Genomic DNA, 11,660 nt, shown 5'->3' on the forward strand with positions numbered 1-11,660 from the left:
TGCACCGGCTCCTGGGGCCGCCAAACCCGTAGTTCAGCACGCTTCGGGTTCTTGGGGTGGACTATCTCGCCACCCGCCGAGGCCACTCGTACGCCACCGTGAATACGGACGGCGAACGTCACCGGCCCATCGAGGTCCTGCCCGGACGCGAGGCGGCTTCCCTGGCGGCATGGCCGATGGCGCACCTGGGAGTTGAAGTGATCTGCCGGGACCGCGCCGGGGTCTGCCCCGAACACGCCTTACTCGACACCCCGCACGCCCTCCAGACGGCTGATCGCATATGCTCCAGAACCTCGGTCAGGCCGTGAAACCGGGCCTCGCCTCGTACTGCGGCCGCCTGGGCTCCGCCGCCCCTCCGCCCGAACGGGCACAGACAGTCGTGGAGCCCGATGACGTGTGTTTACGTCGAGCCCGGTCCGCTCGGCCTCCCCCGACGGCGGCCTCTAGAGACGGATCTGGCCGCCAACACTCCCCTCCAGCCAACGCGTGGGGCGGCTGTGTGCCCACCACACCCTGCTCCATCATCGGGGGCGCGCTATGTAGGGTCGGTGTACATCGACCGGGAGGGGAGTTGCATGGCGAGCGAGATCGTGGTGGCGCAGACGACCATCGATGACGAGGAGAAAGCAACGGCGTTGGCACGAGGCGCGGTTGAGAACCGGCTGGCCGCCGGCGCCCACATCGACCCTCCGTTGACCGCGGTGTACTGGTGGAAGGAGAAGATCGAGACCGCTCAGGAATGGCGGGTCTCGTACAAGACGACCACCGACCGTCTTCCGGAACTTGAGGCGTGGGTGGCCCGGGAACACAGCTACGAGGTTCCAGAGTGGGTCGTCCTGCCGATCACCGGCGGGTCCGCAGCCTACCTGTCGTGGGTGGCTGAACAGTCGACGGCGAGGTAAGGCGCGGACCGCCGCCGAGGAGCGGCTGCTGCACGGAGCGTTGTACGCAGCAGCCGCACGTCAGTTCACGCTGCCAGCTGTTGCAGATGCCAAGCGAGTTCCTTCTCCCGGCCCGGAAGCAGCGTGGCAATGTCCTGCGCACGTGCCCTGCCCATGGTGTTCGGTCGGGCCTCTGCTGCGGCTGCGAATTGATGCGACACGTAGACACCTTGTTCGATGTCTCCTCCGCGCAGAAGCGCTGAGGCCAGGTCGCCCAGGACCACGACCCCTGACTCCGGCAGCTCATCGCCGAGACGGTCGACGGCGTTGTCGGCGGTCTCCGCCAATTCCTGCCGCCTGAGCTGCCCGTACACCGACAATGACAGAGAGTCGAGGCGGTACGGGGTCATGAACCGCACCCATGCTTGTTCGGTAGTGTGGTCTGCGAAGTCGTACACGGCCTGGGCACGCTCCAACGCCCGCAGCGCGCCGATGTCATCGCCGGCAGTCGCCGCTTCCTCCGCGAGGCGGCCGTGGACCCAGGCGGCAGCGGCCGCGTTACCCGGCCCCCGAACATCTTGGGCAGCTTGGGTCAGAAGTTTCATAGCCTTCTCCGGCGTGGCGGCGCCATAACTGGCGTACGCCAGGGCCAAAGCCCGCAGTGGGGGATGTCCGGCGGCCTCGGCGCACGCGCTCGTGACCTCGTAGTAGGCGCGCGCTCTCCCGGAGTCGCCCAGGTCCCAAGCCACCCACCCAGCGAGGGCAGCCGTTTCACCAGCAGCAATGGTCACAGCGCGCTCGCGCTCGCCGACACGGGGCAGAACCGCAGTGATGGCGTCAAGGTGCGCCTCGACCCTGCCCTGGAGCTGACGGGCCGTGAGGTGATGCTCGCTCACGTGGAGCGCAGCGGCGTGATCAGTGAGCGCGTCCACTCCGGTCGCATCGACCTTCGTCCCTCGTTTGAGGGCGTGCGCCAGGCGGCCCCACGGCTCGGCAGCAGCAGCTGCGCCCAGTACAGCGCCACCAACCAGTGTCCGGCGGTTCACGTCATCCAGCTCCTCCCCTCCACGGCGGTGCCCCTTCCTCCGCCGGGCGCGGGCGGCTGCTGCCTCCCGCTGCAACTGTTCAGGGGGGAAGCCGCAGGCCGTCGCGATATGCGCAACCGTGTGATTGGTGGGGATGTTCTGACCATGTTCATACCGGTTGATCTCGCGGCGGGTCATGGTGTCCCGGCCGGAGACAGTGTTGATCGCCTCTGCTTGTTCGTCCTGAGTGCGTCCCGCTTGCTTACGTAGTTGGAGAAGCAGTTCGGCGAACGGATCTGCTGGCATGAGTGTGACCTCTGTTGGTGGACTGCACCCAATCATGGCTTCAGATCCCCCTGCTGGTTTCCCCCTTGACAAGTTTTTCCCCCTCTAGATTCCCCTGGCAGGGTGCTTGAGAGCACGGTGCGATAGGTCCATGACGTTCCGTAAGGCGCTCAACAACGAGGACGGCCGAGGGCGCTGCGACCAGCGCGCCCCGGCCGGATCAGAGCGGGCGACCACTCGTGGCTTCGAGGTGGCATTCGCCCCAGCCGACGCCCACGTCCGGCTCATGCGACGGACTACCTTGGCACACCTGCGCCTTTGGGGCCTCACAGCACTCAATGACACGGCTGCGCTCGCACTCTCGGAACTGGTCACCAATGCTGTGCGCCACTGCCACGGCAACACGATCGGGCTTCGGGTCGTCAGCTCTGCCGAAGAACTGCGGATCGAGGTTTCCGACGGCAACCCGACTCCGGCTCAACAACGTGAGGCGGGCGCCGAGGCGGAGAACGGCCGGGGGCTGATGCTCGTCGCCGCTCTCGCAGAGGAGTGGGGTGTTAGCCGCGACGGCACCATGACCTGGTGCTCCCTCGCTCTCCCGCCGACTGACGCTCGCGCAGCTGAAGCGCTATCGGCTCCCACCGTGGATCCGAAAAGTCGCCGATCAGTTGGCGCTGGTGACCGATCCGTGCCTGTGCCGAGAGCCGGTCCGCTGCGCCTCTCCACAACGGACAAGGGTCTGCGGTTCTTGATCGCCGCCCCCGATTCGCTGTCTCCGACGTCCTGTTCCTGACCTGCTCGTGCACTTACTGGAGATCCGCTCTCATGCCCTCCTCAGCTGACGCCACTACGGCCAGCCCCGAGAACCACGCCGGTGCCCATGAGGTCGTCACGCCTCTGATGACTTTGAGAACGGAGGTCGAGCCGGCCTTCGAGTGGATCGTGGCCATGGTGGCCGGTACGGATGTCGGCTCCCTCGCGCGGGAGCGGGTGCGGTCGGCTCTGATGGATGGGCACTGGCAGGGCAACTTGGACAAGGCCGCCCGCCTCGCCGACAAGCTGGTGGACAACGCCGTCAACCACGGTGCGGCATTCCCCGACGGCACCATCACTCTGCGTCTGATGGTCGACGCCAAGACCCGTGAACTGCTCGTCGAGGTGCAGGACGCCTTCCGCGACTTTCCCGGCTTCGTCGACATAGCGAATCAGAGCGGCTCCGTAGCGGGAAGGCCGAAGGGCCTGTGGTGGGTCGCCTACTACAAGGGCCGTCTGTCCTGGGGCTTGAAGAAGAACGCCGACGGCGAGGTCGTGGGCAAGAAGGTGCAGGTCATCCTCCCCATCGTCTGACCGCACAACGAGCCCGTTCACCCCCACTCGAACCTGACTCCGAGGAACTCATGCCTGCCCCCCAGCCTTCTGCACGCCCGGCTCCCCACGGCCGAGGTAAGGGAAAGCGTCGTGCTCCGATCGATCGCTTCGTGCTCGAACAGATCCGATCGGCGGTCGCCCCACCACTGGTCATCTGTTTCGGGTTCCTCGGCATCGCCGTCATCGTCTGGAGAACAGGTCAGGTTCCGACCGGATACCTTCTGGCACTGGTGGCGTGCGGCCCCCTGGCCGCCACTGTGGCCGGCGTCTTCCGTTCCCGTACAGCGGCGAAGGCTGTTGATCAGGCGCACAAAGCCCAGTTGCAGCGGGTCACCGCGGCGGCAGCCGCTCTGGAGAAACTCGTGCAGTTCACGGCTGAGGAGCTGTGCCGGGGCGGTACGCCGTCGGTGCCTGAGAGCCTTCCGCCAATTGAGGGGGCAGGCCCGGCCGATGATGTGGTGGCACTGCTGGATGAGCTTCAGGTGCAGGCCGCTGACGCTCTGATCCGTGTTCACAGCGAGTCGCGGTCGTCGGTGCTGCTGTCGATGAACGGCCAGTTCGCGCGGCGTGAACACGCCCTCCTCGACCGGGCGTTGGAGCTTCTGGATCTCGTACAGCGCCAGACGGATGATCCGGACCAGCTGGACACGCTCTGGAAGCTCGATCATCTGGTGACGCGGTTGCGTCGCTGGGTGGAGAGCAAGTCCGCATCCGCCGGCGAGTCCCTGCGCAGTCATCAACAGCCGGTGAACGTGGTCGAGTTGCTGCGGGGCGCCGTGCAGGAAGTGGAGTACTACTCGCAGGTTTCCATCGCGGCGAGCACGGTCGGTGTCGATCTGGGGTTGCCTCGGCATGTGGGGCCGGACCTGACACATCTACTGGCCGAACTCGTGGAGAACGCCACGGCGTTCTGCGACCAATCGGCCAAGGTGCAGGTGCGCGCACAGCAAGTGGCACGCGGTCTGGCGATCGAGGTCGAGGACCGCGTGGCCATTCCGATGAAGTCGGCGGACCGGACTCGGTACAACCTGTTGCTGGAGGATCCCGACCAGGTTGATGTGACCCCGCTGGTCAGAGCTGGAAAGCTCGGTCTGCTCACTGCCGCGAAGATCGCCCGCATCCACGGGATCGCTGTCCATCTGTCGGAGAACTCCACCGGAGGCACCACCGCGTTGGTGGTCGTGCCGAACAGGTTGCTGGTCCAGAGGGCCGCGCCTTCCGCGCTCCCCACCCCAGCAGCGGTGCCGACGCCGCAGTACACGTCTCCGCCACCGCCCGCCGTGACCCCACACACGGCGCTGGCGCCGCCGGGCGTCGGCCAGGAGGGAGGCGTGCCGCCGTTGCCCCAACGCGTTCCGGAAGACGTGGAGCCCGAGCCCGCTCCCCTCAGGCCTCCCTCGGCCCGGCCGCGGTTCGGCCTGGCCGCCGAGTTCCGAGACAGCTTCCGCTCCGGCCGTGCCCCGCACGACCCGCAGAGCGTCCGGCCGGCCACGCACTCCTAGCCCCCACCTACCCATGGCCTTCGGCGACGACGGCCAGTCCAGATATGCAGGAGCGATTCCCATGACCCTCGACACGCCACAGCCCCACGACGCGACGGATGCCTCGTCCAACCCCGCCGATGTACGCCAGAAGCTGGCCGACCAGCTGAGGGGCTTCGTCGAGAAGGTCCCTGGTGTCCGCCATGCGCTCCTGATCTCGCGGGACGCGTTGCCGCTGGTGGACAGCGGGATCCACCGGGACTATGCCCACAAGTGGGCCGCGACCCTGGGCTCGCTGGCCTCCCTGAGCGAGAACATCCCGGGACCGGAGGGACACAAGGCCCCCCTCCAGCAGGTACTCATCGAGCGGGCCGACGGCATCATCCTCGTCTGCATCGCTGGCACCAGCGCGGCCTTCCCGAACCAACCGGGCACCAAACAGGGCAAGGTCGACACGGTGCTCGGGGTGATCGCCGAACCGCAGGCCAGCGTGGGCACGATCGGGTGGGAGATGGGCCAGCTGGTGGACCGTTTCGCCGAGTACATGGTCGAGCCCCCCGTACCGCCTGATGGCCAGCCCCAGCCGACACATGCCGCACCCCGCCCCTGCGGCTGCCGCGTTCGTACGGCCCTACGTCGTGACCGGCGGCCGTACCCGCGGTCGCCACGTGCTGAGCCCGGACACCGTCCTGGAGGCGGGGCGGGGCAGGCCCGGCGTGAGCCTGACCGCAGAGGAGTACCAGCAGATCACGTCCCTGTGCCGGCAACGGAGCCGGTCGGTGGCTGAACTTGCAGGCACCATCCGTCTCCCGCTCGCCGCGACCCGAGTGTTGATCTCGGATCTCGTCGACGCCCGGGTCCTGGAACTGTCCGTCACCGACACCGACGCCTACACGCCAGCTACCGCCCCGGACGACCCACTCGGGGACCGCCCGTCCCGACAGCTCTTGGAGAAACTCCGTGTCGGTCTCGACCGCATGGCTGGCTGATACCGCCAGCTCGTCTCGCCCAGATGCAGCCGCCGCGCACGGTGGCGCCCCGCTCATGCTCAAGTGCATGGTGGCCGGGGGCTTCGGGGTCGGCAAGACCACCTTCATCGGCGCGGTCAGCGAGATCGAGCCGGTGACCACTGAAGAGGTCTTGACCCAGGCCGGCACCTCCACCGACAACTTGGACGGCGTACAGGCGAAGGAGACCACCACGGTGGCCTTCGACTTCGGCCGCCTCAGCGTCGACAGCGACGACGGCCCCGTGGAACTGATGCTGTTCGGCACACCCGGCCAGGACCGGTTCGTCGACTTCTGGTTCGACCTGGCCCGCGGAGCCGTGGGCGTCGCCGTCCTCGCCGACACCCGCCGCCTTGACCGCAGCTTCCCGGCGATTGCCTTCTGCGAGCGCGCACGGCTGCCGTTCGTCGTGGGCGTCAACCAGTTCGACGGAGCTCACCGCTATCCGATCGACGCGGTCCGCCAGGCCCTCGCGCTCAAGCCCGGCACCCCGGTCGTGACCTGCGATGCCCGCGTGAAGTCGTCGGTCGCACGGGTCCTGCTGCGCCTCGTCGACCACGCCCTAGAACTCACCCCCGCCGACCCCACCCCCCTGGATGCCTGATGACGCACCCCACCCACCTTCCGCTTCCGTCCCGGTCCGCCCGCCGCCAACCTGGCGTCCGGCCCGAGACGATCGTCCCGCACCCCGGCACGATCCAACTGGGCCAGGAGATCAGCGCAGCCCAGGCTCGGAAGATCGCCGAGCAGCAGGCCCGCGATGAGCTGATCCGAAGCCTGGGCATCCCCACCTCTCCCGACCGGCTGATGGACGAGTTCGCCCGGCATCTTGCTGAGGTGACCGGCATGCTCTACGGGTTCGTCAACATCTTCCTGGGCGAGCAGACGTTCGTCGGCCTGCACAATCCGCCGCCGGACAGCGGCCACCTCGTCGTCCCCCGCACCATGAGACTCGATCACGGCTGGTGCCCCGCCGTGATGGAGCGGAGGAAGGCGCTGCCCCTGCCCGACGTCCACGCTTCGCCCCGCTTCTCCGGCAACTACGTCGCCGACTCGGTAGGGATCCGCTCCTACTTCGGCTCACCCCTGATCCACGGGGAGACCGGCATCGCGCTGGGCACCGTGTGCACCATCGACCCCGAAGCCCGCGCCCTCAGCGACGCCCGCCGTCTCCTCGACGCCGTCAAGGCCAGCGGCGCCGAGATCCTGCACGCCCTGACCAGCGGCGCACCGGCGCACTGAGTTCCGCCTCGCCCCCACTCGGCAGCCCCGCGCTCGGGGACCCGGCCGCACGCCGCCTTGCGACTCCACCAGGGAGAGGGAGACGACCATGCCCACCACGCCGCCCACCGCACTCACCCCCTACCTCACCCCCGACCACTACCGGCTCTGGCACGAGGCAGATGTCTTCGCCGCCGAGTTCATCGCGCCCCGCGTAGAACGTATGGAGGCCTCGCCGCACAAGGTCGAGCGCAGGATCGCCCAACTCATGGCCGAGCAAGGCTGGTTCGGAGTGACGATCCCTGAGCAGTACGGCGGGATGGCGGCCGGGCACGTCGCCAGGACGGTACTCATCCATCGGAGCGGTGTGGTGTCCGCGGCCACGGCGGCCATGCTCCAAGCCAGCCTGATCCCGGCCGGCGCGGTGCAGCTCTGGGGGACCGTCGAGCAGAAGACGCAGTGGCTCCCGCAAGCGGCAGGCGGGACGCTGCTCTTCTCGATCGCGGTGACCGAGCCGCAGGCGGGTGGTCATATCGGGGGGATTGAGACGGTCGCCGAGCGAGACGGCAACTGGTGGGTGATCACTGGGAGCAAGGTCCACATCGGCAACAGCCACTTGGCCGGTCTCCATGTCGTTGTCGCCCGTACGGCGCCGCCCGGCGTCTCCGCCTCCCAGGCTTTGACCGCGTTCCTGGTCGAGCACGACCGCAAGGGACTGACCCGGCAGCGGCACAGACCAGGTCTGGGTCTGCACGGCTTCACCGTCGGTCATCTGCGCCTTGACCGTGTTCGCATACCTGTGGCCAATGTGCTTGGGGACGTCGGCCAGGGGCTGTTCGTCGCGCAGAGCAGCAGCATCCTCTACGGCCGCCCCAACCTCACCGCGGTCAGTCTGGGCATCCACGAAGCTCTCGTCGAGACCACCGCCCAGTGGCTGCGGAGTCGTCCCCGGTACGACGGGCACCTGTCCGACCTGCCTGTCGTGCGGGACCGGCTCGGCGGCATGCAGGCCCGTCTCCAAATCGCTCAGGGCTCCGCTTATCAGGCCGTCCACCTCCTCGACCGCGGTTTGCCCTGTGACTCCCAACTGATTGGCGCGAAGCACACCGGCCACGAACTGGCTGCGGCTTCCGCGCGGGACGCGATGGAACTGCACGGCGCCCGCGCCCTGGACGGTGACTACCTGCTCCAACGCCTCTTCCGCGACATCCAGTACACCTATCCGCCCGCCGGGACCGGTGAGTTCCAGCGGATCCACCTCGCCAAGACCGCTCTCGGAGAAGCAGAGATCGAGTGGTCCGAGCGGCTGGCCGCCGCATGAGCCCCCGTGCGTGGCAGTCCCGTCAATCGACTTGCCGCGTACGGGTTCCACTCCCTGTTGCCAAGCCACACCTCCCCGGCTCGGCAACAGGGAGACCAAATAGAAGAAAACTAGAATATTTATCAGGAAAGCAGCACGATGCCACCTGTTATCGTACGAAACGAAGCCGGCCCCCGGTTCGATCCGCTCGCGGACCGTTTGGAGGCCATTGCCGGCGAGACGTTACCGCTGGTCGAGAGCATCACCAGGCTACCTCTGCCCGACTCCGTGGTCATCCGGCTGATGCGTCCCCGTGCCTGGCGCAAGTCCCACGTCCGCAGGCTGAAGCGGCAGTTGGGGACCGAAGCCACCGAGCTTTCCGCTCCGTGGGCGGACATGCGCACGGCGTACGCCACCATCAAGGCCAACGGCAAGGCACTGCGCCAGCAATGGCCTTTGATCGCGGCCCATTCCGCGTCCCTCGTACCAGGGACGCCGGAGATCGTCGTCCTGCCGAAGTCGCTCCGGGAGGGCGGATACCTCCAGGACGAACCCTTCCTCTATAAGACCGTCGCGCACGAGGCAACCCACCTGACGCAGTACGCGACAACGAAGGGCCGCATCTGGGAAGCCCAGGACACCCTTTTCCCACACCTCCGTGGTACGGCGGACCGCGACTACAAGTTCTTGCTGGAGGGTCACGCCTACTGGGCGGACCACCAGGTCACCACCAAGATCCTCGGCGCCCCGGTAGTGACGAATGAGTTCAGCCCGCACGCCAGCCCGCGCTTCCGTGCCCTGCAGGGTTCCGTCCCGGGTTTAGGGACGCGCGACTTCTTCGACCGGGCGAGGGGCAGCGTCGGCGACATCATCGCCGAGCACGGTCTCGACATCTTCAACCAGGTCTGGGCGAGCCCGGACCTGGTCCCTACCACTGAAGAGACGGACGACCCGGCTGCCTGGACGGCCCGATTCGCATCCCTGAGATCCGCATGATCTGCCGGGTGTGGTTCCCCTCGGCCGTCAATGCCCGAGGGGAACTACACCCGGCCCCAACCTCCATTCAGCCCAGACCACTCCTGAACAGGACGTTCGGTGCCCCAGCCCCACTCCGCCGCTCTTGACGGCACGTGCAGCAGCCCCGGCCCGACTCAGACCGTCACGCCCCTGGGTAAGGCGGTCCCAGCGCGTCCACGATCCCGGCTGCCGTTCCCCTCGCCGGGCGACCGGTGGGATCGCATCACGGCCACCGTGTTGTGCCTGCTGTTCGACATGACGCAGCAGATCGCGCGCTTTGGTGCCGCCGCTGATCCGTGGAGCCAGCTGGCTGTGTACGACGTCGACGGCTTCGCCGCCTTCCTTACGGAGGGAGTGGCATGAAGACGTCCTCCGGGCTCGGCCAGACGTTCCGCAGAGCAGCTGCGGACTACCTCTTCACCCCTGACCGTCTCCTTCCTGACAGGGCCCGCTCTCCGTCCGTCAACATGTCGGCCGCCCGGGTGAACGCCGCCGAACCCTCTGGCCAGGAACCTCCTTCCACCGAGGCGGACGAAGCCACCGTAGGTATTCCGCACGCCCAGGACCGGTCAAGATCCACGGTCGTCTGAAAGCTGCCGCGCGCGGCAGCACCGTGAAACCGGAATGCCACGCGCGGGTTCAACACCTCGTCGTCGAGCGATGTCCTGACACCCCGCCCGACGACGCGGGCACGGCCCGTCGTTCCCTGGACCGTCGGTGATTCAGGGAACGACGGGCCGGCTTCCGGTCCTGTGCCGCCGTGTTGGGGCACAGCGACACAGGACCGGTACTCCCCCATCCAGCACCCACCTGATGGAGACCACCGTGACCAGCGGCGAACCCTACGCGGGACCCGTCGATCAGATGGGCGCCGCCGCCCGTGCCAAAGAGCGCCGACACCCGCCCGCGAGCGACGCCCCGCCCTGGCAGCAGCACCTCATAGAACTGCCCGACTACACACCAGGCGTGCGGTTCACCCACGACGACCGTACCCGGTACGCCAACGCGGTCGCCGCCGCCCACCGCGCGGGAGGATCCATGTTCGGCATCGCCGCCTTCCTGGGCTGCCCTTCCGGGCTCGTGCACCGCCTCGTCGACCTTGGAGAAGGCCTGGACGAAGCGAGCGAGGCCCATCGGGTGGAAACGGTCCTGCGGGCCCGCATCTCCGACGGAACCTACCGGGTCGGTGACGTGCTCCCCTCACGGGACCGGTTGTGCGTGGAACTCGGTGTCCTCGACGACTCCGTACGACGGGCTCTGGCCCGGCTCGCCCATGCGGGACTCACACTCGGCATCTCCGCTCTCGGCACTGTGGTCATGGACCCCGACGCCCAGCCCCTCGGCCCCACCCTCCGGGTGCGCAAGCAATCGGGCCAGATCCAGACCTGGACCCTGCCGAGAACCCAGTCCCCGCGCATCCGTGACGTGGTCATAGCTCGAATCAAGGACGGCACCTATCCGGAAGGCAGCAGGATCCCCGGCACCAAGGCGCTCACCGAGGAATTCGGCACCACCGAAGGCACGCTCAAGTCCGCCCTCAGGCCGCTGAGGAAACGGGGAATCCTCAGCGGTACCCGGCAGAGGGGCACGGTCGTCCATTCCTCAGCCCGCAGCCTGCTGACCAGCGCTGAGAAGAACGGCACCGGCACCGACAGGGCCTGACAGACGGTCGCCTTCTGGAATCGCTCCCTCCGAGCCCGATTCCAAAGGGCGGCGCAAGACACCAGCCCGGGGAAAGGCGACCCCGATCCACTCCAAGATCGGGGCAAGGGACCTCGGGTCGGTGGCCGGGAAGCACCACTCGACGCCTCAAATCGTCCAGCGAGCGCACGCCCGGCAGAACCACTATCCACAACTCACCTTCCAGTAACTGGAGTTGACATGAGTCCCCAGATTCAGCCCAGCACGAAGGCGCTCCCACCGAGCGCCGGGACGACGGACGACTTCGACCTCGACGTCACCCTGGTCGAGGTCGCGGACGTCGCCGGCCTGATCAACGCCACGGACGACGGCTGCGGTTCGACCTGCGGCGCCTGCACCACCAACGTGGCCTGACCCAAGAACACGTCAATACA

Annotated in this window: 14 protein-coding genes; 13 read left to right on the forward strand and 1 reads right to left on the reverse strand. The window is 67.5% G+C overall.

Annotation, left to right across the window (positions count from 1 at the left end):
* Window positions 1–575: 575 nt before the first annotated feature.
* Window positions 576–902, forward strand: coding sequence for a divalent-cation tolerance protein CutA (gene cutA / locus ACFYXF_RS03500; protein ID WP_389347694.1), 327 nt, complete (start codon window positions 576–578; stop codon window positions 900–902).
* Window positions 903–967: 65 nt separating this feature from the next.
* On the opposite strand, the gene ACFYXF_RS03505 is transcribed toward cutA, so the two are convergent.
* Entirely contained in the window at window positions 968–2,212 is a 1,245-nt protein-coding gene (locus ACFYXF_RS03505; RefSeq protein WP_389347696.1) for a helix-turn-helix domain-containing protein, read from the reverse strand.
* 130 nt (window positions 2,213–2,342) lie between these two features.
* Here ACFYXF_RS03505 and ACFYXF_RS03510 point away from each other — a divergent pair, with 130 nt between their 5' ends.
* The 12 genes from ACFYXF_RS03510 to ACFYXF_RS03565 all read left to right on the forward strand — a co-directional run bounded on the left by ACFYXF_RS03510 (window position 2,343) and on the right by ACFYXF_RS03565 (window position 11,640).
* Complete coding sequence (locus tag ACFYXF_RS03510; protein WP_389347698.1) at window positions 2,343–2,984, forward strand: ATP-binding protein; 642 nt, start codon at window positions 2,343–2,345, stop codon at window positions 2,982–2,984.
* A gap of 32 nt (window positions 2,985–3,016) precedes the next feature.
* Window positions 3,017–3,538 carry a hypothetical protein gene (locus tag ACFYXF_RS03515; protein ID WP_389347700.1) on the forward strand — a complete coding sequence of 174 codons (522 nt, stop codon included), beginning with the start codon at window positions 3,017–3,019 and terminating at the stop codon, window positions 3,536–3,538.
* Between the two features lie 131 nt (window positions 3,539–3,669).
* The gene (locus ACFYXF_RS03520) at window positions 3,670–5,061 is read left to right on the forward strand and encodes an ATP-binding protein (RefSeq protein WP_389347703.1); all 1,392 of its coding nucleotides are present in this window, start codon (window positions 3,670–3,672) and stop codon (window positions 5,059–5,061) included.
* 61 nt (window positions 5,062–5,122) lie between these two features.
* Window positions 5,123–5,827 (forward strand): roadblock/LC7 domain-containing protein, encoded by a 705-nt coding sequence (locus ACFYXF_RS03525; RefSeq protein WP_389347705.1) that lies wholly within the window; start codon window positions 5,123–5,125, stop codon window positions 5,825–5,827.
* The gene (locus ACFYXF_RS03530; RefSeq protein ID WP_389347707.1) at window positions 5,709–6,029 is read left to right on the forward strand and encodes a DUF742 domain-containing protein; all 321 of its coding nucleotides are present in this window, start codon (window positions 5,709–5,711) and stop codon (window positions 6,027–6,029) included. The genes ACFYXF_RS03525 and ACFYXF_RS03530 overlap by 119 nt, the downstream gene beginning before the upstream one ends.
* A 67-nt stretch (window positions 6,030–6,096) precedes the next feature.
* Window positions 6,097–6,651: an ATP/GTP-binding protein gene (locus ACFYXF_RS03535; protein WP_389347709.1), complete on the forward strand. Its 555-nt coding sequence runs from the start codon at window positions 6,097–6,099 to the stop codon at window positions 6,649–6,651.
* The gene (locus ACFYXF_RS03540) at window positions 6,651–7,289 is read left to right on the forward strand and encodes a GAF domain-containing protein (protein WP_389347711.1); all 639 of its coding nucleotides are present in this window, start codon (window positions 6,651–6,653) and stop codon (window positions 7,287–7,289) included. The genes ACFYXF_RS03535 and ACFYXF_RS03540 overlap by 1 nt, the downstream gene beginning before the upstream one ends.
* Before the next feature lie 88 nt (window positions 7,290–7,377).
* The gene (locus ACFYXF_RS03545; protein ID WP_389347714.1) at window positions 7,378–8,589 is read left to right on the forward strand and encodes an acyl-CoA dehydrogenase family protein; all 1,212 of its coding nucleotides are present in this window, start codon (window positions 7,378–7,380) and stop codon (window positions 8,587–8,589) included.
* Window positions 8,590–8,727: 138 nt separating this feature from the next.
* A complete protein-coding gene (locus tag ACFYXF_RS03550; RefSeq protein WP_389347716.1) occupies window positions 8,728–9,564 on the forward strand; it encodes a zinc-dependent metalloprotease in 837 nt (278 codons plus the stop codon).
* A gap of 380 nt (window positions 9,565–9,944) precedes the next feature.
* On the forward strand, window positions 9,945–10,175 hold the full coding sequence (locus ACFYXF_RS03555) for a hypothetical protein (RefSeq protein ID WP_389347718.1): 231 nt from the start codon (window positions 9,945–9,947) through the stop codon (window positions 10,173–10,175).
* Window positions 10,176–10,410: 235 nt separating this feature from the next.
* Entirely contained in the window at window positions 10,411–11,247 is an 837-nt protein-coding gene (locus tag ACFYXF_RS03560; RefSeq protein WP_389347720.1) for a GntR family transcriptional regulator, read from the forward strand.
* A 219-nt stretch (window positions 11,248–11,466) separates the two neighbouring features.
* The gene (locus ACFYXF_RS03565; RefSeq protein WP_217570664.1) at window positions 11,467–11,640 is read left to right on the forward strand and encodes an FxLD family lanthipeptide; all 174 of its coding nucleotides are present in this window, start codon (window positions 11,467–11,469) and stop codon (window positions 11,638–11,640) included.
* The last annotated feature ends 20 nt before the right edge of the window (window positions 11,641–11,660 follow it).

Origin of the sequence: Streptomyces sp. NPDC002680, from assembly GCF_042889145.1 — a bacterium.
GTDB lineage: Bacteria > Actinomycetota > Actinomycetes > Streptomycetales > Streptomycetaceae > Streptomyces > Streptomyces adonidis.

What these genes read in the sequence shown, in the direction of transcription:
- cutA (WP_389347694.1), top strand. Translation starts at nt 576, where the DNA reads ATGGCGAGCGAGATCGTGGTGGCGCAGACGACCATCGATGACGAGGAG.
- ACFYXF_RS03505 (WP_389347696.1), bottom strand. Translation starts at nt 2,212, where the DNA reads ATGCCAGCAGATCCGTTCGCCGAACTGCTTCTCCAACTACGTAAGCAA.
- ACFYXF_RS03510 (WP_389347698.1), top strand. Translation starts at nt 2,343, where the DNA reads ATGACGTTCCGTAAGGCGCTCAACAACGAGGACGGCCGAGGGCGCTGC.
- ACFYXF_RS03515 (WP_389347700.1), top strand. Translation starts at nt 3,017, where the DNA reads ATGCCCTCCTCAGCTGACGCCACTACGGCCAGCCCCGAGAACCACGCC.
- ACFYXF_RS03525 (WP_389347705.1), top strand. Translation starts at nt 5,123, where the DNA reads ATGACCCTCGACACGCCACAGCCCCACGACGCGACGGATGCCTCGTCC.
- ACFYXF_RS03535 (WP_389347709.1), top strand. Translation starts at nt 6,097, where the DNA reads ATGGTGGCCGGGGGCTTCGGGGTCGGCAAGACCACCTTCATCGGCGCG.
- ACFYXF_RS03540 (WP_389347711.1), top strand. Translation starts at nt 6,651, where the DNA reads ATGACGCACCCCACCCACCTTCCGCTTCCGTCCCGGTCCGCCCGCCGC.
- ACFYXF_RS03545 (WP_389347714.1), top strand. Translation starts at nt 7,378, where the DNA reads ATGCCCACCACGCCGCCCACCGCACTCACCCCCTACCTCACCCCCGAC.
- ACFYXF_RS03550 (WP_389347716.1), top strand. Translation starts at nt 8,728, where the DNA reads ATGCCACCTGTTATCGTACGAAACGAAGCCGGCCCCCGGTTCGATCCG.
- ACFYXF_RS03555 (WP_389347718.1), top strand. Translation starts at nt 9,945, where the DNA reads ATGAAGACGTCCTCCGGGCTCGGCCAGACGTTCCGCAGAGCAGCTGCG.
- ACFYXF_RS03565 (WP_217570664.1), top strand. Translation starts at nt 11,467, where the DNA reads ATGAGTCCCCAGATTCAGCCCAGCACGAAGGCGCTCCCACCGAGCGCC.